This window comes from Pasteurella canis, assembly GCF_900454865.1.
Taxonomy (GTDB): domain Bacteria; phylum Pseudomonadota; class Gammaproteobacteria; order Enterobacterales; family Pasteurellaceae; genus Pasteurella; species Pasteurella canis.
Genome location: NZ_UGTV01000015.1, coordinates 104145 through 129895 on the forward strand (window position 1 = coordinate 104145; position 25751 = coordinate 129895).

Consider the following 25751-nt stretch of genomic DNA (forward strand, 5'->3'; position numbering starts at 1 on the left):
ATATGTCAATAAGCGTATTTAATCGTTGTTGGGCAAAAGTGATCTTAGAGACCCTTGTGCGCCAAGGCGTATCACATTTTTGTATCGCACCTGGTTCTCGTTCAACTCCGCTAACGTTAGAGGCTGTTCGTTTACAAGAAAGTCAGCGTATTAACTGTCATACACACTTCGATGAACGTGGTTTAGGTTTTTTTGCTCTAGGGCTGGCTAAAGCAAGTAAAAAACCTGTTGCGGTGATTGTCACATCAGGTACTGCAACAGCAAATTTATATCCTGCTATTATTGAAGCGCGTCAAACAGGTGTTAATCTTATTATTTTAACGGCAGATCGCCCACTCGAACTACTAGAATGCGGGGCTAATCAAGCCATCTTACAACAAAATATGTTTGCTGATTATCCTGTCGCAGCAGTGAATTTACCCAAACCAAGCCAAGATTATTCAGCACATTGGCTGATTTCAACTTTAGATCAAGCTTGTTATCACCAAAAAAATCAAACAGGCGTGATACATATCAATGTACCTTTTTCTGAGCCGTTATATGAAGCAAGTAGTGAGGCAATAGATACTCACCCATGGTTAGAAAATATTCATCGTTGGTTAAGCCAGAAAAAACCTTGGATTATACAACAGTCAGAACAAAAAGAAGTCTTAATGCATGCAAATTGGGATCACTGGCGTACAATGCGTGGTGTGATTGTAGTAGGGCGTCTGCCAGCAGAACAAACAATGGGTCTCATGTCTTGGGCAAACACCATGGGATGGATTGCATTAACAGATGTGCAAGCGGGTGTAGAGGCAAGCTTACCCTATGCGGATATTTGGCTAGCAAATCAAACTGTAAAACAAAAATTATTGCAAGCTGACATTGTCATTCAATTTGGCTCGGGATTTATTAGTAAACGTATTAACCAATTTTTAGCAGAATTTAACGCGGAATATTGGATCGTCGAACAAAGTGAGCGTCTTGTCGATCCCGTTTTACATGCGCATACTCGTTTTAATGTTAAAGTCCATCATTGGCTACGAGCTCACCCGCCATTGCGTCAAAAACCTTGGTTATTAGAACCCTTAGCTTTAGCAAAATTCTGTGCAAGTTTTATTGAAAAACAAGTGGGTGGTAATTTAAATGAGGCTTCATTAGCGCATCATTTAGACCGTATTTTACCTAATAATGGGATTTTATTTCTAGGCAACAGCTTGTTTGTTCGTTTAGTGGATGCACTTGCCAAGCTACCTGAAGGCTATCCGATTTATACGAACCGTGGTGCCAGCGGTATTGATGGATTACTAGCAACAGCTGCAGGCATTGGTATTGCAGCGAATCAGCCCGTTGTCGCCATGATTGGTGATTTATCCGCGCTATATGACCTTAACTCACTCGCATTATTCAAAAAAGTCACTCAGCCAACGATTATTTTTGTTATTAATAATAATGGTGGTGCTATTTTTGATATGCTCCCGGTCGACGCAGATGTTAAAGATAAATATTATCGTATGCCACATCACTTAGAGTTTTCACATATTGCGCAAACATTTGATCTTAAATATGCCCGTCCTTATACTTGGGCAGATCTTGGCTCTGTATTAAAAATAGCCTATTCTCGTCGAGAGACCACTTTAATTGAAATTAAAGTCGGTGCGAGTGATGGTAGTAATATTTATAAACGTCTTATTGAACAAATTAGCTATGCAGTAATTGGTGAATAGGCTACAGTTCAATTAAATGCTCGCCTTTAGCGAGCATTTTTTTATGAGGAAGAAATATGCCCGTATTAGTTTTTTTACATGGTTTACTTGGGACTCGAGATGATTGGCAAAAAGTCATCGAAAACTTACCGCACTTTTCTTGTATAGCCTTTGATCTTCCTTTTCATGGTCTTGCTAAACAGGAACAGGTAGCGGATTTTTCACAAACCTGTGACTATATTGCGACACAAATAAGGAATAACATTGGCAACAAACCTTATTATTTGATTGGTTATTCATTAGGAGGACGGATTGCGTTGTATTACGCCTTACAATATTCCAAGCCCAAAGGCGATCTAAAAGGTCTGATTTTAGAAGGTGCACATTTAGGCCTAACTACAGAACAAGAAAAGCAGGCTCGTTGGCAGCAAGATCAAGCTTGGGGTGAACGCTTTAATACACAATTACCACAAAATGTACTTAATGACTGGTATCAACAACCTGTCTTTGCTCATTTAACAGCAACAGAACGTACCAATTTAATTCAAAAAAGATCAATGCATTGTGGGAGGAATATCGCCCAAATGTTATTAGCAACCAGTTTAGCGAAACAGCCTGATTTCCGTGCTCAGTTACAGCACACTCACTTGCCAATTCATTATTTTTGTGGCGAAAAAGACCAGAAATTTCAGCAATTAGCACGAGCCGCAAATTTAGATCTCACTGTAATTCAAAATGCAGGACATAATGCTCATCTTGAACAAAGCCAACAATTTGCAATAAATATACAAGAAAAGATTATTTTTTAATCAAGAAGATGTGTTTATTGCGACATGAAAGATGATATTTGCTGACTATTGTTATTCTTCCCATTATAATAATTATGATTTATTTGATATATCGCAATGATTAATTAATCATTTCCATTGAAAATAATCATCTCATCTAAATTCAATATCTTATGATAATTTGATAATAAGGATTTATTATCAAATTTGATTTTTTTAATTTTATCATTTTAGCTATTTTTTTGTTTTATTTTTGTTCAATTTTATATTAAACCTGGTCAGACCAGGATGGTAAAATTATTTTATTTTTTTGTAGTAAAATTTCACTCTTCGTTAAAATATGGAGATTTTATGAGAAGACATCAATATAGGAAATTAAATCCTTTCTTTTTAAGCTGTTCTACAGCATTTCTTTTAGTACACTCAACTATTGCTCATACTAACGAGCAAAACCCATTAACCCAAGAATTGCTGCGATTGAAAAATAAACAGCAATTTGAAAATGTCGATGAAAACTTTAAAAAAGCGCAACAGTTTTTAGAAGACAAGCAAACGTTAGACGAGAAAGCCTTATCTATCCCAGAAGGTAGTGCCACGAGTAAATATAAAATTACCAGTATCGCGATAGACCTCGCGGGCGAGAAAGTTTCTCTTAACTTTGATGACGTGATTAATGCCTATAAAGAACAGCCACTTTCCACGAAAGTGGTTTTTCAGCTTGTAAAAGATCTGACGGAAGTATTATACCGTTCTGGCTATGTGACAAGCGCAATTGGCTTAAAAAGCACGAAAATCAAAAACGGTGATCTCGAATTTATTGTACTTTGGGGAAAAGTCAATGAGGTTCTTGTTGAAGGTGATAAACCGATGAGCTTCAGAGATAAAGCAATGGTATCAGTATTACCTAACTTACAAGGTAAAATTCTTAAAGTACATGATATTGACCAAATGATTGAAATTTTAAATACCACCAACAAAACCGCAAAAGTGAATGTGGTTGCCAGTGATGAAAAAGGTATTTCAAATTTAAATATTGAAAGACAACGTAGCATCATGCCTGATTTTACGGTTGGTTTTAATAACTCAGGGACAGAGAATAATAAGAATGGTCGTAACCAAGTTACTGCCAGTTTGTCATGGAGTGACTTATTAGGTACTAATGATAGTTGGCATTTCTCAACAGGTCATCGTCTTTATGATTACAGCCGTTTTAACAATCAGCGTAACTACTCTTTAACCTATACGCAGCCATTTTCTTTTTCAACTTTAGAATTAAAAATAGCTGAATCAGGTTATAAAAAAGCATTAGAAGGTACGACAGGAAGTTTTGCTTCAACGGGTAAAACACAAACCGCCGCCGCAAAACTGTCTAGTGTATTATTACGCGACAAAGAAACCATCCTCACCCTCTATGGTGAAGTTGAGTTTAAAAAACGGATAAGTTATTTCACTGATATTCTCATTGGTAATTATCACAATAATAAGCTGAATGTAGGCTTATCTTATGTGACCAACTTAGGCTACGGAAAACTCTATACCGACCTGTCTTATGCCAATGGATTACGTTGGTTTCGTGCTGATCGCTCAGCTTATGATACAGAAGGTGAAAAAACATTAAAATTATTGTCAGGAAGTATCAACTGGATCCGTCCAATATCTCTGTTTGAGCGTGCAATGAATTATCAGTTGCGTATAGGCGCACAATACGGCTTTGACAGTTTATATTCAGAAAACCAATTTTCTATCGGTGATGAATATACAGTAAGAGGATTTAAAGGCGGTGCGGCATCGGGCGACAGTGGTGCATACTTATCACAGACTTTAACTGTGCCTTTCTATCCACAAAAAGTCTATCTCTCCCAAATTTCACCTTTTGTTGGTGTAGATATTGGGAAAGTCCATCTCAAACAAACACATAAAGTCGATACATTAGCAGGCGTCGCCTTAGGAGTAAAAGCACAGATGAAATTGCTTTCGCTGTCTATGACTTATGCAAAACCACTCAATGGCGTAGGTAATGTTGAAAATCGTCATAAAAAACCCGTTTATTATTTTAGTGGCTCTGTTTCATTTTAATCTGTTTTAAGTTGAAGGATTAACTTAGTATGAATAAAAATCGTTATAAACTTATTTTTAGTAAATCAAAATCTTGTCTTGTGCCTGTTGCTGAATGCATTAAGTCCGCAATGGGTAATGGTTCGTCTGATTCAGTGTCTGACTCTAGTGATGAAGCAGAAGAACCGCCGCTCAGTGAATACTATGCTTTATCGCCTGTATCACTTTCATTAAAAAGCGCATTAAATCCTGTTTCCTCAGTGATGCGATTAACCTGGAAACAATTTTCGATTTTGTTGTTAACCGTAGTGTCTGCACCAGCTTTTGCTCAGGAGTCTAGTACAGACAATAGTGAAAAGGCTAAATTAATAGAGATCAAGGATAACAATAGCCCAGATATTCAGTTATCAACAATACAAGATGGTAAGCAAAATACAAAATTACATAAAACTGAAAACAATGTGATTGTGATTGATATTGCCACACCTAATAGTAAAGGGATCTCAGATAACCGTTTTGGAAAATTCAATATTCCTAATGGGGCAGTATTCAATAATAACGGTACCAAGGCAGAGATGCGTTCTAAATTAGTTGGATATATACCACATAACCAAAATTTAAGAGGTAAAGATAAACAAGAAGCTAATGTTATTTTAAATCAAGTAACAGGTAATCAGGAGAGTAAAATTGTAGGTGCTCTTGAGGTATTAGGTAAGAAGGCAGATATTGTCATTGCTAACCAACATGGGATTAATTTAAATGGTGTCAGAACCATTAATTCTGATCGTTTTGTTGCTACTACCAGTAGTACTATTGATCCTGAGAATATGCTTTTAAATGTAACACAAGGGAAAATCACTATTGATGTCAATGGATTTGCTACTGATGGCTTACAATATTTGGATATTATTGCTAAAACTATTGAACAGAAACAATCCATTACAACTAAAGGAGAGGAAAAGTCTGACACTGAAATTTCATTTATTGCTGGCTCAAGTGAATATAACTTAGAGACTCATAAACTAGTTAAAAATAAGAGTGCAGACACTAGCCAAGAAATTGCCATTACAGGTGCTAGTACGGGCGCGATGCATGGTAAAAAAATCAATATTATTGTGACCGATAAAGGCGCAGGGGTAAAGCATGATGGTATTATTTTATCTGAAAATGATATCCATATTGAGCTCCATGATGGTGATTTAGAGTTTGGCAATACCGAACAAAAGAAAGTGGGCGATCTAGATCGCAAAGTCCAAGCTAAGAAAAAGATTGAAGTAAAAGGCGCAAATCGCACCATTCTTGGTAGCCAAATAAAAGCAGATGAGATCGATATTGCAACAAAAGAAACCAAAATTCGCTCAAATGCTGAAGTTAGAGCGACTAAACAAGCCAAATTAAAATCAAATAATAAAATTTCTATTGAACAAAATGCCAAGTTAGTCGCAACAAAGGTCGATGTTGAAACGGAATCCCTTGAAAACGAAGGGTTGATTTATGGTAGTGATGTAAAACTTGATGCTAATGATTTAGTGAATAAACAGACTATTTTTGCTGAAAAGAAATTAGATATTAGTACAAAAGGCAAAAAAATGTCGATTTCTGAACAAGACTATGTGGCAACTAGACTCCTAGAGTCTAGCGCCAGTTTAAAACCAGGCTTTGTCAATAAAGGGATTATCGAAAGTAAAGAAGAGGCAACACTCACATTTAAAGATCAAACAAGTTATTTAGCAGAGAAAGATGATAAGTTTATTAAAGCAGGTAAAGAACTGACAATTAATGCTGAAAATGTTGAATTAAATCAACAGGATATCCAGTTAAGTTCAAACATCAATATTAATGTCAAAGAGAGCTTTATTAACCGCAATGGTACTCTAGCAACAGCACAGGATCTTAAAATTACTGCGGAGAACGGCAGTATTTATAATATTGGTGGTATATTGGGATCTGCGCAATCTTTGCACCTAAAAGCTGAGTCATCTAATGGGCAAGGCGGTAATGTTGTTAACCAAGACGGTGGCTTGTTACATTCATTAGGGGGAATGAATTTAGATGCGAAGTATACAGTCTATAATCTAGGCAATATCTGGTCGAATAAAAAAATCAAGGTGGAAGCGCATAAGCTGATTAATGATGTGCGTCTGTCAGGTAAAGTGACTTTCAAAGAAAACGAGTTAAATGGTTTGATTCAAGGTTTTTTTGGGGGTGCCTTTAAACTCAATGTAAATCTAAGTGGTCGCCTGTATGAAATGAGCCAAATTGCCCAACATGGTTGGCACAACAATGTATATAAATTAAATTTGAATGTGCAAGAATTAGATAAAGCGGATATTAAAGTCGAAAAAATGGGGATGATTCGCTCCGATGGCGATTTTGAGTTTAAAGCACGCAAATTAGCTTCAGGAGATCAAAAGACAGAAATCATTAACCATGGTCTAATTAATATTAAAGGTACGTTTAAATCCGATGCTGAAAAAATTACTAACCAAATGAAAGCATTTGAAGGCAATGCCCTTGAAACTGTTTTCAGAAATCCAGCCAAAATCACTTTTTATTACCAGCCACTGGCGCGTTTTTTCTTGACCGCTTTGTCGGGGAATGCTTCGCGTGAATTTAACAGTTTAGAAAGCTTTCTTGATGCGCTGTTCAGTAATCAGTCGATTTTAACCTCTTTTAATTATTCTGCGGAAAATTTCAATGCCTATAAGATCCTAAGTCACGTTCAACATTCGCCGATCTATCAAAAAGCGATGGCACAAGTCTTTGGTGCAGAATGGCATAGCCTTCCTTATGATCAAATGAAAACGCGTTGGCAAGCGTTTAAAGATAACCCAACAAACTTTAACTATTATCCAGCCGAAAAAGCTAAAATTTTAGCGGGTAAGTTTGATGCAGCTACAGAGCAATTACATAATGGCGAACACTCACAATATGACAAATTTGATGGCAGTATTACCATTGATACTCATAAATTGACTTTACCACAAGTCGAATTCCGTCCTGAATTTAGCAGTACAGAAAGTTTAGATGAGGGGACTATTGATCTATCTGCTATTGCTGAACTCTTGGATATTCCAAATTTATTTATTGATAGTAGTGTACAATTAGAAAAAGAAGGATTGGTTTTAAAGCCTTTAGATGAAGATCATGAATCTGGTTCTGGTTCTGGTTCTGAGTCTGGTTCTGAGTCTGGTTCTGAGTCTGGTTCTGAGTCTGGTTCTGAGTCTGGTTCTGAGTCTGGTTCTGAGTCTGAGTCTGAGTCTGAGTCTGGCCCTGAGTCAGAGGGAAAATCAGAGACGGAACCTTTACGTACTGATCCAACAATAGATTATCTTAATCCTGACGAATATCTGGAAAATGGATATCTTCTTAATGACCTTTTAAAAGAGCTTGGACAAGAGCCCCTTATAAAAGAAAATGAAAATCATTTTATTCGTTCCAAAAATTTAATCGGTCTTTATGAAAGGGGAGATAAAACTGGAAAAGGGGAAGGTGAAGTTTTAAAGCAAGTAGAAAAACTATTTAAACAAAAACAACAGGAATATCAAGATAGACTAAAAATATCAGTAGAAAAATCAAAATTAGAGAAAGAAAAACAACAAGCAAAACGTGTTGAACAAGATAAGCAAGAGGAAATACGCCAACAGCAAGATAAAGTCGCGAAACAAGCTGAAATTGCTAAAGAAGTAAAACAAGCAGAAGAGATTCGCGCAAAAGAAAAAGTGCTTGCTGAAGAAATTAAAGTCAAAGAAGAAAAACACAAAGAGGAAGTACGCGTAGCGGAAGAAAAACAAAAAGCCGAAAAACAGAAAAAAGCAGCAGAAAAAGCCGCGCACGAAAAACGCGAAGTAGAAGCGAAACAAACCTTTGAGCAAAATGCACAATATGAAGCCGATGCTGCGAAAAATGCTTCATTAAAAGTGATTGATGATAACCGTCCAAAAGTGGAAACTGATCCACTGTATCGGACCAAATTAAAATACATCAACCAAGATGAATACGCAGGCGCAAATTATTTCTTCAATAAACTTGGCTTAGATACGAAGGGGACGCAAAAAGTCAATGTGTTAGGTGACAACTATTTTGATCACCAATTGATCACGCGTGCAATTGAGAAAAAAGTCGATAACCGCCTTAATCAAAAATACAACCTGACAGATGTGGAGTTAGTGAAAAAACTCATGGAAAACTCTACATCACAAGCAAAAGCCTTAGATCTCAAATTAGGTACGGGATTAACTAAAGAGCAACAATCGAAACTGACTGAAGACATTGTGTGGTATGTGAAAACTAATGTGAACGGTAAAGACGTGTTTGTACCACAAGTGTATTTCGCTCCAGAAACGATTGCTGAAACCAAAAAACTACAAGGTTTAGGTACTGGTGTCATTAGCGCAGGCGAAGTCAATATTAAAGCAGAAAATGTCACGAATACAGGCACTATTGCTGGTGATAAAGTGAAGATTGAAGCGAGCAATAAAATCCAAAATAAAGGTAGTATTTTAAGTACAGAAGAAACTCGCTTAGTCGGTCATAAAGGGATTGAGAATCTGTCACGTAGTTTTGCAAACGATGAACTGGGTGTCACTGCGCAACGTTCAGAAATCAAGACAGAAGGTCATCTCCATTTAGAAACGGATAAAGACGCGAGCGTTGATGTACAAGCTTCAGATATTAAAGCAAAATCTGGCTTTGTGAAAACTGGTGATGTTAATCTTAAAGATACCTACAATACTAAACATTCTTATGAGGAGACAATCCAACATGCTGGGCTCCATACTATGACTCTTGAATCAGGTGGCATGTCTGTACCGACAGTCGCTTTAGCTTCACCAGAAAGTCATTCAAAACAGGAAAGTCAAGCAACTTCTGTTGGCTCAAAGGTTGATATCGGGCAATTACACTTAGCCGTTGAAAATGATGTGAATCAAGTAGGCAGTGAGCTTAAATCTAATCGTATCAGTGGTATTGTCAAAGGCAACTATAACACCGAAGCTGGTAAAAATGTGAAGCATGTCAAACGTGAAGACTATACTTCAGGTCTCTATGGTTCGGCACATGCAAGTGGTGGTGGCACCTCTGTTCGTTATGATTATAACAGTAAAGAGGGCGGCAAAGCGGCTACTAATGTACCAACTTCTCAAACAGGCGCAGGGGTTGAATTAGGTGTTTCGCTCACGCATGAGAAAGAATCCGCGACATTATTGACGCACACTAACAGTGAATTACAAGTCGAGAGCGGTAAATTACATGTATTAGGGCATGCAGATATTGGTGGTGTTGACATTAACACTAAGATTCCTGAAAAAGCCCAAGATAAAGCTGCGCCACAAGATACTGCGGCGTCAAATAATGACAAAGCAGCTCCATCAAACACAGCAGAAGCTAACAAGCCTAGCTCAAATGAGGGGCCAATTTTCAGAACATTATCAGAGGAAGAAATTGCTGAATTAATGTCAGAAAAATCAAAAGACTATTTTGAACAGCAAGCGAAAACAGCACCTGAGCAAGGTTTTGAATTATCTGCTAAAGAAATTAAATCGACTAAACAAAAAGATGAATATACTTTAGAGTCTACAAAAACGACATTTAAAATTGGCGCAGAGGCTGAAGCACATTCAGCAGTGGCAGATCTTGTTAGCCATATAGTGAAAGAATATCGTGATGCACAAAATGGTATTAAACAAGATGGTACGGCTGCACTTCAATATGCAAGTGATGCGTTGAATATTGTCACGGGTGATTTGGCGGGAACCTCAGCGAAAGTGGCAGTTGAACGAAACCATGAAACCAAAAATGCAAAAGAAACAGGTGATATTGTCACCAAGATTGGTGGTAATGTGACGCTTTCTGCACATAGTGGTAACGTTGAACTGAGAAATGTACAAAGTGATAAAAATACTAACTTAACCTTAAAAGCCAAAGAAGATATTAATATTCTTGCAGGTGAGAAAACTCGTCAAAGTAATGAAACTGTCTCAAGACAAAAAGTGGCAACTGGCGTGAATGCAGGCTGTAGTATGATGAGTGGTGCATGTACTGCGGGTACAAGTTCTTCAATTGAGGGTAATGAAAGTTATACCTCAGAAAACAGTCTGACACATAATAATAGCTTGCTACAAGGTCAAAATATTAAGCTTGAAGCGGGGCGAGATCTTAATTTAGAAAGCTCCAACATTGAAGCAAATAATGTTGATCTAAATATAGAAGGCACAACAAATATTATCTCTAAACAAGATACCTTGCAAAAATCAACCCATGGCTTTGATTATAATTTATCTGCTGGGGTAGCACTTTCTAGTGCCACTATTGCAACACCAACAGGGAATATTGGTGCTGGTTACACCAATGAAACGGAGACGAAGAGAACGGTTAACCAACAAGCAGGCATTAAAGCGAATAAGCTGACAGGTAAAACTCAGAACTTAAATCTTGAAGCTGGTTATATTGCAAGCAATGATAAGAGCGGAGACTTTAAAGTTCAAGGTAATGTAACAACGAAAGAACTGCATGATCATCATGATAAAGATGGTGGATCATTTGGTATGTCTGTTGGTATTAGTGAGCGTGGTACAACGGCATTTAACGTACGTGGTGGACGCGCAGATCAGAAACATTATAATGCGACACAGAAATCAACACTTTCTGGTGTGGATACCTCTAAAGCACAAGTATCAGGTTCAGTGAACACTAACTTAGCAAATGCGAAAGAGGTGACTCGTGATGATACTTATGCCAGCACACAATTTGCTTTTGAAGTAGGTGATCTCGCAGAGCTTGGACAAAGAGCGAAGAATAAGATCAAATCATCATCTTTAACAGGCGTACCAGATTTATCAACAGCAAATACGCGTGTAAGAAATGATGTTGATGCACCACAAACCAGAGCGCGCTCAGTAGAAACGGATGTTGATTTAAGCACACCAAAATCTCGTCTATTGGATAACACATCTGATTCAGTCACAGTGAAAAACCCAATCTATGAAAGTGCTGATTCACTTTCTAGCACACCGCGTAGAAATAGCACAGACAATGACGCTGTTTCAGTGAAAAATCCAATTTATGAAAGTATTGAAAGTGTAGGGGCTACACCTCGAGCAAGAAATACTGATTCTACTGAGATGGTCGATAACCCACTTTATAGTACAGTAACGCCTCGTACTAAAGCGACGATTGAAGCTGAAAGTGCAACAGCGAAAGCGCATGTTTATGAAGAGATTCCATTAACGGAGAATGATACGCCTCGTAATAAGCTGAATAATGATACTCATGAATATGCTGAGGTAGGTAAAGGTCCTTATAGTACTTTAGGAGATATTAACTCAGATAGAGTACGTAATAAAGTGGCTAATACTGACGATCCTACCTATGCTAAAGTGGGGCCTGAAGGTACGTATAGTAAATTAGGTGATAGCAGTTCAGATATTACTCGTAACAAGTCGCTTGCTAATGACGCTCATGAATATGCTGAAGTGGGTAAAGGTCCTTATAGTACTTTAGGGGATATTAACTCAGATAGAGTACGTAATAAAGTCGCTAATACTGACGATCCTACTTATGCTAAAGTAGGTCCTGAAGGTACATATAGTAAATTAGGTGATGAAAATGCAAGTGGCAGTCGTGTTAAACCAAATAACACGACAGAAGGCACTTACAGCACAGTTGGTGATGGACATTCAGATATTGCTCGTCGTTCAACAAATACGCCTGAATATGCTGAAGTTCAACCAAGAACAAGACGTAGTGCAACTGATAAATTGCCAGAAATTCCAACAGCTAAATCACGTGTTACGACAGATGCTGAGGGTGTGTATTCAGAAATTAATACTGCAGGTACAAGAAGACAAGCAACTGATCTATTGCCAGAACTTCCTCAATTTGCGCAACCTAAAGCAAAAACGGATTCTGACTCGGCTGAACATATTTACGAAGACATTAGCAATTTAACAAATAGATCAACGCGTCCATTACCGACCTTACCTAATGCTAAAGTGAGAACAGACAGTGAGGCGGAATATACCACTATTACTACAGTGCCAAAAACACGTAGTGCAAAAGATGCGTTGCCAGATGTTCCAACTGGAAAAGCAAAAGTAGAGGTAGACAATGATGGTATTTATTCACAAATTTCTGATGTTGCTACAGCTCAACCAAGAATCAAATCAACAAAAGTTGAATCTGATTATGAAACAATTCCAGTTTCAGATAGTGATAGTGTCGCACCAAAAGTGGTACAACCAAGTTCAAAACGTGCTCTTACTGAAGAAGTAACATCAGTAGATACTAAAGTGCGGTCAGTTTCAGAAGAGATTTCAGATTCAGTTGTGAGTAAAGCTAAAGCTACAACGGAAGAAATCTATTCAACACTGGATAAGAGTGTGGAAGGTCGCGCGAGAGCAAATGCGAAAGCAGATGAAGCACTTGCAACACAAAATACCGTTCGTCATAAAGCTCGTATTGAAGATGAAACACCGCCTCCATTACCAAAACGCCCTGAGAATTTAACTGCAGAAGCCGAAACTCAAACATCAGTTAATACCACTGGTAAAGTAACGGGTCCAGAAGCGTTAGTATCAGAACAAGGCAAATGGAGAAGTCGTGTTACTGATGGTGATTATGCAACGGTAGAGGATGTCGTGCCGACACCAAGATCGAAAACAGATCGCCCATTACCACAAACACCAGAAGCTCAAACACAATTGAGAAATCGTGTGAAAGTTGAGGGTGACTATGCAGAAGTGGTTGATACTGTGTCGACACCAAGATCGAAAGCAGATCGTGAATTACCTAAATTACCGAATGAGGCAGTCGCAAAATCTCGTTTATCATCAGTAGAAGGGGATTATGCAGAAATTGGTAATGTAGCAAATACACCTCGCTCACAACAGCCTAAAGTATCTGTAGAACCTCAATCTCTGTCAGCTGAAGCGAATACGAATAACAACAGTAATCGTGCGAAGAAAGTTGACATCAAAGATAACTCTACAGAATCGCCAGCAGCCGCTGCAAAAGCAGAAAAATCTTGGTTCAGTAAAGTAAAAGATTTCTTCTCTGGTAGTTCAAGTAAAGAACAGGCGAAAGCAAAAGCATTTAAAGCCGCTAAAGTAGCAGAACAAGATGTGCAGGTGGCAGCAAAACCGCGCTATGATGATTTAGACGATAATATTAATCTGAAAAATCTGTTAGCGTTAGAAGATCAACGCAATGGCAACTTTGAAAATAATGTGTTGAAAAATGCGAAATTCTTAGATGAAGCAAGAGAGGCGGCGAAGAAAACGATCCCAGAAGCAACAATTAAGCAAATGGGTAACTCGCCAGAATTTGATGAAATCTTAACAGATGGTGCTCGTAAGGTAGAAAAACGCATCAATGATGCAGTAACCTTTAAACCATCAGTGGAAGAGTTCGCAGAAATTCAAGGCTTAGTGAAGAAACTGCCAAAAGGTGAAGTGATAGAGGATGTGAATATTAAAACACAAAGTATCACAGAAGCCTTAGCAGAGACCTCAAAAACGATTCAACGCAATCCGAAACTGAAAGAGGAAGTACAAGGAGCGATTGAAGAATTCTTGAAGAGCAGTCAAGGTAAAGACTTAACAGTAGAGATGATTGAGAAACTGAATCATGGATTACGTCCAGATGAAGGTAGTGATCGTCAACTGTATAAGAAAGAGACCTTAACGAAGGAAAATGCGGTGTTCTCTAGCCCAGAAGCATCAAAAATCCAGTTAAGTGAGACAGTTGATTTTATTAATCAAGCGAAACGTCAAGGTGTAGAGCCGAGTGTCGTAGCAGGTTTAGTGTATCAACGTTTAATCGCATACCATCCATTTGCGGAAGGTAATGGTCGTATGGCGCGTGTGATTGTGAATAAATTGTTGTTAGATGGCGGTTATCCACCATTTACGAAGTTTAATTCTGACTTTGAAACACAAATTATTCCACAAACCTTGAAGTCAGCGAAATCAGCGACCAGTGCAGAAGTGGTGAAAGAGTTCTTAACAGAGTTAAGTAAGAAACCATTACCAGAGGCTTCTGGACATGTACAAAGCAAGGCACAACGCGATTTACCAGATGTACCTGAGCTACAACAAGGAAGAAAAGTTGTTGTTGGTGAAGGGGATTATGCGGAGATTACAGAAACGGGACAAGTTGTTTCGCCACAAGTCAATGCAAAAGGGCGTACAGCTAATGAGGAATCAGTAGTTGGGTCTGCTAAAGTGAAAACGGATGAAGATCTGTATGCGACTATTGATAAGAGTCCAGAGGCGCGTGCGAAAGCGAAAGCTAGAGGTGATGAAGCAGAAGCTAAAAATCCAAAAGTGGTTGTTTCTGAAGCAGAAGAAGAGTTTGCACCATTGTTACCAATTCGTCCTGAATTGAAGGATGCAGCGGGTGGAAACAAAAAAGCCAAGGTGAAGTCGGAAGATAATGCAGGTGAGAAAACTGAAAAAGCCTCTGTCTTCCAACGTGTAAAACAATTCTTCACAGGAAGTGATTCATCTCAAGCAAAAGCATCTAAAGGGGCTAAAGCAACAGAACAAGATGTGCAGGTGGCAGCAAAACCACGCTATGATGATTTAGACGATAATATTAATCTGAAAAATCTGTTAGCGTTAGAAGATCAACGCAATGGCAACTTTGAAAATAATGTGTTGAAAAATGCGAAATTCTTAGATGAAGCAAGAGAGGCGGCGAAGAAAACGATCCCAGAAGCGACAATTAAGCAAATGGGTAACTCGCCAGAATTTGATGAAATCTTAACAGATGGTGCTCGTAAGGTAGAAAAACGCATCAATGATGCAGTAACCTTTAAACCATCAGTGGAAGAGTTCGCAGAAATTCAAGGCTTAGTGAAGAAACTGCCAAAAGGTGAAGTGATAGAGGATGTGAATATTAAAACACAAAGTATCACAGAAGCCTTAGCAGAGACCTCAAAAACGATTCAACGCAATCCGAAACTGAAAGAGGAAGTACAAGGAGCGATTGAAGAATTCTTGAAGAGCAGTCAAGGTAAAGACTTAACAGTAGAGATGATTGAGAAACTGAATCATGGATTACGTCCAGATGAAGGTAGCGATCGTCAGCTGTATAAGAAAGAGACCTTAACGAAGGAAAATGCGGTCTTCTCTAGCCCAGAAGCATCAAAAATCCAGTTAAGTGAGACAGTTGATTTTATTAATCAAGCGAAACGTCAAGGTGTAGAGCCGAGTGTAGTAGCAGGTTTAGTGTATCAACGTTTAATCGCATACCATCCATTTGCAGAAGGTAATGGTCGTATGGCGCGTGTGATTGTGAATAAATTGTTGTTAGATGGCGGTTATCCACCATTTACGAAGTTTAATTCTGACTTTGAAACACAAATTATTCCACAAACCTTGAAGTCAGCGAAATCAGCGACCAGTGCAGAAGTGGTGAAAGAGTTCTTAACAGAGTTAAGTAAGAAACCATTACCAGAGGCTTCTGGACATGCACAAAGCAAGGCACAACGCGATTTACCAGATGTACCTGAGCTACAACAAGGAAGAAAAGTTGTTGTTGGTGAAGGGGATTATGCGGAGATTACAGAAACGGGGCAAGTTGTTTCGCCACAAGTCAATGCAAAAGGGCGTACAGCTAATGAGGAATCAGTAGTTGGGTCTGCTAAAGTGAAAACGGATGAAGATCTGTATGCGACTATTGATAAGAGTCCAGAAGCGCGTGCGAGAGCGAAAGCAAGAAGTGACGAGGCTGCGGCGAAAAATGTCATTGTGAAAAAAGCGACAGTAGACTCCGATATTGTACCAGCATTACCACCGCGTCCGAGCGAGTTTAAGTCAGCAGTTGAAAGCACTACGGTGTCTAAAGCACCAGCGAAGGAAAAACCACCTGTTGCACCAAAACCAAAAGTGAAAGTCATTGTTGAAAATGATGCTGATGGTGTGGCAAAAACACGTGTCGTGGTTCAACCAGAAGTTGCTGATGCTCCGCAGTTAAAATCTCGTCAAGTGGCGAATAGTGATTACGCTGAAATTGTAGATGGTGTACCACAACTACAACCGAGAGCGAAAGCGCGTCAAACTGTGGAAAGCGATTATGAAGATATTGATACTTTCGCTAACACTCAATCGACTGCGAAAACACGTACTACAGAAGAGGCTGCTGTACCAAATAAACTAAAAGTTGATGATGGTTTGTATGCAACTGTAGATAAGAGTCCAGAAGCTTTAGCCAAAGCAAAAGCAAGAGGTGATGAGGCTGCAGCTGCACAAGCGCCGACAAGAAAAGTACAAGTAGAAGATGAACTACCGCCAGCATTACCAAAACGTTCTTCTGATTTAACTGAGGATGATCATGCAAGTACACAAGGTACAGCTGAACGCCAATTCAGAAGTTTACCAGTAGATGTGGAGGCTACCGATGTAGTGAGTACACCTCAAGCGACAGCTAAAGCAAAACCTGTTAGTGATCGTATTCAACAAAAAGAGTTAGTTGAGCAATCACGTGGTGTATTAAAACAAGTTCAAGACCAATTCCAACCATTAAAAGTGAAGCACAAAATTGATGCTGTTCGCTCGTCAGTAGAAGAATATGGTGGTGAGGTAACCTTTAAGTATGCCCAATCTAAAGGTGAAGTCTATAAAGAAATTGTGAAGCACTTAGAAACACAACATGGTGTGTGTGAATCTACTTGTGCGCATTGGATCGCGAAGAAAGTTGATCCTCAAGATGACAATTTCTGGACAAGCTTATATGAAGGTGGTCAAAAAGGACACTTGAAGAAAGAGGCTATTGATTCTATTAAGAAATTACAAACAGAATTTATTAATAGCGGTAGTGCAACGCAACAATTTAAATTGACGGATAGTTGGTTACAAGAACAAGGTGTTGTACCAAAAGAGAAAAAATTTGGTAACTTAAGTCGTCGTGATGAAGTTGCGGGTACAGTGTCTAAAACAGATGTCTCTGCCTTATCAAAAGCAATTTTAGATACAGGTAATGAAACGTCGGCCGTGAAGAAAATCTCGATTAATCTTGAGGGAGGATCTCATACTGTTTCGGCTGCAATTCAAGGACAAAAAGTAGTGTTCTTTGATCCAAACTTTGGTGAAATGACTTTCCCTACTCATCAAAAATTTGATAAGTGGTTAAAAGAAGCATTCTGGGATAAGAGTGGTTATGCAGGTAAGAATGAAGGAAAACGTTTCTTCAATGTCGTTAACTATGAATTACCAGCAAAAGCCTCAGACAGTAATGTTGGCAAAGTTAAAGCAACAACTGAAGCAAATGATGTGAATTTCAAAGCAAGAACATCTTCAAATTCTGAAGCAAGTTCAACTGAAAGTGCAATTCAAATCAGAAAAGATGCAGTAAGTGGTGAAAGCTATGTAACGAAAGATAATGTAGTGACAGCGATAACAAATACTCAGTATGTTCCAAAACCAGTTTCTGATGTTGATGCTCAATTTGAGAAAGTCAGACAAAAAGCAAAATCTGCGGACAGTGCAAAAGAAGCTGAGAAAAAATTAGCTCTTATTGCAAAAGAAGCGAAAAACCTTCCAAAAGAGCATTTATTAAAAGCAACAGATGAGCTTGTCAATGGCATGAGTACGGAAGATAGACGTGCTTTAAGACAACAAGAGCATAAAGTAGGAGCAGTGTTGCCGAGTAACAATGTAATAAAAGGTTTCGAAGGAAAAAACGTCAAGAGTATGGGGAAAATTCTTAAAAATGTCCAATTTGACGAAGGCTATGTAGAAACAAGAAAACAAATCAATGAGAAGATTGTTGAAAAATTAGATTCAAACAAAGAATTCCATGATTTGATGAAAGGGAAACTTTCTGGTAACGAAGAAGGTATTCGTAAATTGTTTGATATAGTTGAAACTGCGAAACGTGAGTCTCTTAAAGAGGTAACAGGTATTGAGGGGACAAAAGCGAAATTAGAATTAAATACTAAAAATGGTCCACTCTCTATGGGGCAGGGGCATTATGCTAATGATGAAGTACATATGAACTCGACACCGATTGCAAGTTTCTTAAGAAGTAAGAAACGCAATAACCAAGAGATTCTTGATACTATTCTTCATGAGTTAACGCATCATGATCAAGCGCAGATCACTAAAAATAAATATGATGCAAATCTTCCTGACAACTTGAAAAAAGATGCTAATTTACTGGCTCTCAATGAAAACTATTATATTGATGCGGATGTATCGAATTTCGGGGCTTATAAGCAACAGCCATTGGAAAGAGAAGCATTCAGCTCGGGTCATAGTTTGAGTAAAGAGCTAGGTAAGTTGGTAGAGAGAGGCTATCAAGGTAAAGTTCAAGAAATTGAAACTATTGAGCATCTACCGAATAAACTGAATAATCTTGAGTCACCAAGAGAAGCGCAGGCAAGCTTAGGGGACAATGCATTGATCTACGGATTGCAACAAGGGCGAAAAGAATTAATTGCGAAAGCCAATGCTGCAGATGCTGAAGGTAAAAATGCGATTTTAGCTGACAGCTATATTGGTAAATTAAACTTAGGTTTTGAATTTGCACAATTAAGCTCATTTGCAAAACAAGTTAAATCAGGCAATGTGACTGAACAAGACATTCAAGAAATTGCTTCATTTAATGAGCCAACAGCAAAACTTGCACGTAGAGATGATTCAAAAAATCGTATTAATGATGCCAATATTGAAGATAATCAACGTATTATTCGCGAACTCATTAAAAATGAGAACGCAGTAGATGCCTTGAAGCGAATTGCGACACTGACTGATCAAGAGCAGAGTATGTATGATGCTTTGAGAAAGAATGATAAGTTCGATATGGAAGAGCTTCAAGAGTCTTCAAATTATACGACAGCAGAAAATAGTGCTATTCGTGAATATAAGAACACACAAAATGCGTTAAATGATGCAAGAATGGATTTCTTTGCTGAGAAAACCAAATTTATTGCTAAAGAAACGCTAGAACGTGGTGGTCAGCTTTACTTCGCTTTAGATGGTCTTGCAACAGATACAATGACTTTTAGAGCAAATACGAAAATTGATTTGAATCGTTTAAAAGAAGTATTTGATCCGAATAATCCGCATTATGACTCTGTGACTTCAAGAGAGTTAAGATATTTGTATGAAAATTACAAAGATCACCCTAACTTGAAATTTACTATTAAAGATCATGTTATTGAGAATCCATTCAAAACATTAGAGATTCCAACAACAGAAAATACAGTATCTTCAAGTGAGCAAAATACGGTCTATAAAAAACAATTATTGCCTAGTTTATTTAAACGTAAAGCAAAATCAGATGGACCGAGAATTGAACACTTAGGAGGTAGCACAGAAAAAGATGCGTTTTATTTCCCATTAGATAAGATCGTGACAAAAGATCGTGGTATTTCGAAGGATATGAAAGTCAATATGGAAAATATTAAGAAAGCGTTCAATCCAAGAGATAAACACTACGATAGCGTAGAAGCGAGAAATCTAAGAGCATTGTATGAACAGGATCCTACTATGTCTTCTACTCGATTTGTGATTGGTAACCAAGTGATTGAAAATCCATTCAAATCGCCTGAGTTACAGGACTATATCAAGAAGCATCATGTTAGTTCTCCTGTTGCAGTGAAAACAGCTAAACCTTTACCGGCATTACCAAAAACGGAAAGTAAAGAACAAACTGTTCAGAAAGTACAGCAAACAGCGCCTAAAAAACCTGTGCAGCCGCCGAAACCAAAAGCGGAAAAAGTGGTTGATCCAAATGCGATTTATGCACAAGTAAATAAAAATAGGAAAACAGCTGAAGTTGAGGGTTTTTATCCTGAATCACAACTAAGAACGCGCAGTGATAAAATTGTCGAGCAAGTGAGTCATGTTCCAACAACTGAACCAACTTATGCTGACTTACAATTTTCTCATAAAACAAACCGTGTTCAGTCACAAAGTGAGAATGAAGTGATTTATGATAAAGTTGCTGCACCTGTAAAAGGGACATCACCAAAAACAACAGCAAAACCTCAAAAGCCTCAAAAACCATTGAGCAAGGGGATTATTCCTGAATCACAACTCAAAACGAGAAGTGATAAAATGGCTGAGCAAGTGAGTCGTGTACCAACGACAGAACCTACTTATGCAGAATTGCAATTTGTGAATAAGCCAGCGGCTAAACATGAGACTCCAAAAGACGTTGTCTATGAGGAGGTGGCGACTAAAGGAAAAAGTAAAAATGCTAAACCTTTAACTAAGCCACAAAAACCTAAACAGCAATTGAACAAAGGAATTATTCCTGAATCACAGCTAAGAACTAGAAGTGATAAAATGGCTGAGCAGGTGAGTCATGTCCCAACAACTGAACCTGTGTATGCAGATATACAATTTCCTGCTTCAAGTAAAACTCAACGAGCAGTCGTTTCTCCGCAAGAAACTATTTACGAGGAAGTTGGAAAAAGGGCACAGGAAGAACCTATTTATCAGAACGTAATTAGACAAGGAGTAAATAATAAATAGTCTATTTTTCAAAAATAAGTAACACATATTAAAGGGGCTCATTATGAGCCCCTATTTTATTAGTGAATGTTAAGTTGATTTATTTTATAAAAGCTGAGGATGATAAGTATCACACAAAACGGCGAAGCAATTTGTACAACTTGCACAGTATTTTTCTATGAAGCAGTTGGATACTATAAATACGTAAAAGAATCATAGTGGGTATTTATTTATAATAAAATCCCTGTATTTGTGATGTGGAAAATACAGGGATTAATGAAATGATTAAATTGTCGAGTAACAGGTTAGTAACTATTCATCCATATAACCTAAGCTGCGTAACGCGCGTTCATCATCGGCCCAGCCTGACTTGACTTTCACCCAAAGTTCTAAATGTACTTTGTTATCAAATAGGCGTTCCATATCTGCACGAGCTTCTATTCCAATCTGTTTTATTTTTTGTCCTTTATTACCAATCACCATTTTCTTTTGCCCATCACGTTCAACCAAAATCAATCCATTGATTTCATAGGTTCCACGTTCATTGAGTTTGAATTGCTCAATTTCTACAGTGACAGAATAAGGTAGTTCATCTCCAGTAAAACGCATGAGTTTTTCTCGAATAATCTCAGATGCCATAAAGCGTTGTGAACGATCTGTCACATACTCCTCTGGAAAATGATGCTCACCCTCACGTAATGAATTGCGGACGATTTTTTCAAGCTCATCGACATTTTTACCCTTTTCAGCAGAAATAGGCACTACATGTGCAAAATCGAATTTCGCAGTAAGATCTGTGATAAAAGGCAACATATCTTCTTTATTTTTAATATTATCAATTTTGTTAATAGCTAATACAACAGGTGTTTTGGTTGCACGGAGCTTATTTAGTACCATCTCATCATCTTCAGTCCAATGAGTGCCATCGACAACAAAGATAATTAAATCCACATCACCAATAGCGCTGCTCGCTGCACGATTCATCAATCGATTAATTGCACGCTTTTCTTCAATATGTAAACCAGGCGTATCTACATAAATAGCTTGATAGGCTCCTTCAGTATGGATGCCAACGATACGATGACGTGTAGTTTGAGCTTTACGTGATGTAATCGAAATTTTTTGCCCTAAGATTTTATTAAGTAAAGTAGATTTACCAACATTAGGTCGCCCAACAATTGCGATAAAGCCACAATATGTTTGTTGATTATCGATTGAAATTGTTTTTGTCATTTGTTTTCCAGTTCTTGTAAGAGGTTTTCTGCTGCCGCTTGTTCTGCTTTACGGCGGCTGGAGCCGACACCAATGAAAGTGCGGTCAATATTTTGAATAGTACACTCAACAGTAAATGTTTGGCAATGTGCTTCGCCTTTTATATCAATTACATTATAAGTCGGTAGTGGTAAATGTTTCCCTTGCAAATACTCTTGTAAACGTGTTTTCGGATCTTTTTGATTATCGCCTGGTTTAATTTGATTTAACAGTTCTTTGTACCAATTTTGGACTATTTCACTTGTGATTTCGAGACTACTATCTAATGATATCGCACCAATAATAGCCTCAACACAGTCTGCTAAGATGGATTCGCGACGAAATCCGCCACTTTTCAATTCACCAGGTCCTAATGCCATATAATCACCGAGCTCAAATTGGCGTGCTAAACTTGCAAGTGTCGGTTCACGTACTAGGGTTGCACGCATACGGCTTAATTCACCTTCATTACATTTAGGGAATTGATGATATAAGGCTTCTGCAATGATAAAATTTAAAATAGCATCGCCCAAAAACTCTAGACGTTCATTATGTTTAACTGCAGCACTGCGATGGGTTAATGCCTGTTTTAACCAAGTAATTTGATTAAATTGATAACCAATTTTTTTTTGTAAACGTTCTAAATTTTGATTCATTCTTTATTACTTAATTTCTGTGAATAAGCGTTCAAATCGAATACCTGTTGGCCACTCATCTTGTTTTTTATCTAAGCTTAACCAAATATAACTTGCTTTACCAACAATGTTTTTTTCTGGTACGAATCCCCAAAAACGACTATCTTCACTGTTATTACGATTATCGCCCATCACAAAATATTCTCCCTCAGGTACAACCCATTCAGTGATACCATTTTCTTTTGAACGATAGGCTTTGTAGCGGAATCCTTCATTTGCAATTTCTTCGGGGTTTGGGTACCAGTGAATTTGATGTACGACATCTCCTGTTTCTGTTGTTTCTAATGGACTTGGACCATATAAATATTCGCCTTTATGATTACGTCCGATAATGAAATTAAATTCAGGGTTTTCAATAGGTTGGCTATAAGTAAATGTTCTAGTAATACAATCAAATGTACATTCTTTCCCATCTTTAGCATAAGTGAGTGCTAATTGACGAGTGTATTCATTATATTGAACTTTATCACCAGGTGTACCAATTATTCGTTTAATATAATCTATGTTAGGTTGGAGTGGTGCTTTAAATACAATAATATCACCTCGTTCAGGTTTACCTGTTTCGATCAATGTATGTTGAAACACAGGATCTTTAATGCCATAGGCATATTTTTTGACCACTAAAAAGTCACCAATACGCAAAGTTGGTTCCATCGATGAAGAGGGAATTTGGAATGGTTCAAATAAAAATGAACGTAAAATTAATACAAAAGCAAGTACAGGAAAAAGCGAAGAAATAAATTCAGATCCTTCTGAAATAGGCTCGATTTTTGCTTTTTCTTCTTCGGTTAATGCTTGTCCTGAACGTTGTTCAGCACGTGCAATTTGTCTCGCTCGTTTGGGTAATACTGTAAAGCGGTGGTAACACCATAGAATCCCAGAGATGAGAGTGAAAATAATCAGTAAAATAGAAAATGTATTTGGTAATGTAAAGTAATCTAATACTTTCCAGAGACCAAATCCAACAGCCAATAAAATGATGAGAAATAAGTTAGACATAATAGTTCCTTATTTATCTTTTCCAACATGTAAAATAGCTAAAAATGCTTCTTGTGGTACGTCAACATTACCTAACGATTTCATTCTCTTTTTACCTTCTTTCTGTTTTTGTAACAGTTTTTTCTTACGACTGACATCACCACCGTAACATTTTGCTAATACGTTCTTACGTAATTGTTTTACTGTTGAACGAGCAATAATGTGGTTACCAATTGCAGCTTGAATCGCAATATCAAATTGTTGGCGAGGGATTAATTCACGCATTTTTTCTACTAATTCACGACCGCGATATTGTGCATTGTCTTTATGTACGATAAGAGCAAGTGCGTCAACACGCTCACCATTAATCATAATATCGACACGTACCATATCAGCCGCTTGGAATCGTTTAAAACCATAATCTAATGAAGCGTAACCACGAGAAGTAGATTTTAAACGGTCAAAGAAATCAAGGACGACTTCTCCCATTGGAATTTCATATGTCAACGCAACTTGGTTGCCGTGGTAAACCATATTGGTTTGTACGCCACGTTTTTCGACACATAATGTAATCACATTACCCAAGTAATTTTGTGGTAATAACATATTACATTCTGCGATCGGCTCACGAATTTCTGCAATATTGTTTAATGGCGGTAGTTTAGATGGACTATCCACATATAATACTTCACCACTTGTTAGCTCCACTTCATATACAACAGTTGGGGCTGTTGTAATTAAGTCTAAATCATATTCGCGTTCTAAACGCTCTTGGATGATTTCCATATGTAATAAACCTAGGAAACCACAACGGAAGCCAAAACCAAGTGCGGTTGAGTTTTCTGGCTCGTAGAATAGAGAGGCATCATTTAAACTTAGTTTGCCTAATGCATCACGAAAAGCCTCGTAATCATCAGAGCTAATTGGGAATAAACCTGCGTAAACTTGTGGCTTGACTTTTTTAAAGCCTGGCAAGACGGATGTAGCAGGATTATTGTGTAAAGTTAAAGTATCGCCTACAGGCGCGCCTAAAATATCTTTAATTGCACAAACTACCCAGCCTACTTCACCACAGTTTAAAACGGTTGTGTCTACTTGTTTTGGTGTGAAGATACCGAGGCGATCGACATTGTAAGATTGCCCAGTTGACATGACTTTAATTTTATCACCCTTACGTAAGGTACCATTTTTTATACGTACTAAAGAAACTACACCTAAATAGTTATCAAACCAAGAGTCAATAATTAATGCTTGTAAGGGGGCAGTTGAATCTCCTTCTGGTGCGGGAATTTTATGAACGATTTCTTCTAAGACATTTTCAATGCCCAGTCCTGTTTTTGCAGAACAACGTACCGCTTCCATCGCGTCAATACCAACAATATCCTCAATTTCTTCTGCAACACGTTCAGGATCTGCTGCAGGCAAATCAATTTTATTTAAAATTGGTACAACCTCTAAGTTCATTTCTATTGCAGTGTAACAGTTAGCAAGTGTTTGAGCTTCTACACCTTGTCCAGCATCTACAACCAGTAGCGCACCTTCACAAGCAGCTAGTGAACGAGAAACTTCATAAGAAAAGTCAACATGTCCAGGTGTATCAATAAAGTTTAGCTGGTATGTTTCACCATCTTTTGCTTTGTAGTTCAAGGTTACACTTTGTGCTTTGATCGTAATACCTCGCTCACGCTCTAGATCCATTGAGTCTAGAACTTGGGCTTCCATCTCGCGATCAGATAACCCTCCACAAGTTTGGATTAAGCGATCAGATAATGTTGATTTGCCATGGTCAATGTGTGCAATAATTGAAAAGTTACGTATATTTTTCATATTTGAATC

At 37.9% G+C, this 25751-nt stretch carries 8 protein-coding genes; 4 read left to right on the plus strand and 4 right to left on the minus strand.

Annotated elements, in window-relative coordinates:
- Positions 1-2 precede the first annotated feature (2 nt).
- The 4 genes from menD to DYE19_RS11435 all read left to right on the plus strand — a co-directional run bounded on the left by menD (position 3) and on the right by DYE19_RS11435 (position 21012).
- Entirely contained in the window at positions 3-1709 is a 1707-nt protein-coding gene (gene menD / locus DYE19_RS01225) for a 2-succinyl-5-enolpyruvyl-6-hydroxy-3-cyclohexene-1-carboxylic-acid synthase (RefSeq protein ID WP_115322342.1), read from the plus strand.
- Positions 1710-1765: 56 nt separating this feature from the next.
- The gene (gene menH / locus DYE19_RS01230; protein WP_115322343.1) at positions 1766-2497 is read left to right on the plus strand and encodes a 2-succinyl-6-hydroxy-2,4-cyclohexadiene-1-carboxylate synthase; all 732 of its coding nucleotides are present in this window, start codon (positions 1766-1768) and stop codon (positions 2495-2497) included.
- 330 nt (positions 2498-2827) lie between these two features.
- Positions 2828-4552, plus strand: coding sequence for a ShlB/FhaC/HecB family hemolysin secretion/activation protein (locus DYE19_RS01235; RefSeq protein ID WP_115322344.1), 1725 nt, complete (start codon positions 2828-2830; stop codon positions 4550-4552).
- Between the two features lie 29 nt (positions 4553-4581).
- The gene (locus DYE19_RS11435; RefSeq protein ID WP_255313056.1) at positions 4582-21012 is read left to right on the plus strand and encodes a YopT-type cysteine protease domain-containing protein; all 16431 of its coding nucleotides are present in this window, start codon (positions 4582-4584) and stop codon (positions 21010-21012) included.
- 291 nt (positions 21013-21303) lie between these two features.
- Here DYE19_RS11435 and era read toward each other — a convergent pair whose 3' ends face one another.
- The 4 genes from era to lepA are packed head-to-tail and all read right to left on the minus strand — an operon-like array spanning position 21304 to position 25742.
- Positions 21304-22224, minus strand: coding sequence for a GTPase Era (era, locus tag DYE19_RS01255; protein WP_115322345.1), 921 nt, complete (start codon positions 22222-22224; stop codon positions 21304-21306).
- Positions 22221-22898, minus strand: coding sequence for a ribonuclease III (gene rnc / locus DYE19_RS01260; protein WP_115322346.1), 678 nt, complete (start codon positions 22896-22898; stop codon positions 22221-22223). Before rnc ends, era begins: the two co-directional genes overlap by 4 nt.
- A 6-nt stretch (positions 22899-22904) precedes the next feature.
- Positions 22905-23936, minus strand: coding sequence for a signal peptidase I (gene lepB / locus DYE19_RS01265; protein ID WP_049216503.1), 1032 nt, complete (start codon positions 23934-23936; stop codon positions 22905-22907).
- A 9-nt stretch (positions 23937-23945) separates the two neighbouring features.
- Positions 23946-25742 carry a translation elongation factor 4 gene (lepA, locus tag DYE19_RS01270; RefSeq protein ID WP_115323562.1) on the minus strand — a complete coding sequence of 599 codons (1797 nt, stop codon included), beginning with the start codon at positions 25740-25742 and terminating at the stop codon, positions 23946-23948.
- Positions 25743-25751 lie beyond the last annotated feature (9 nt).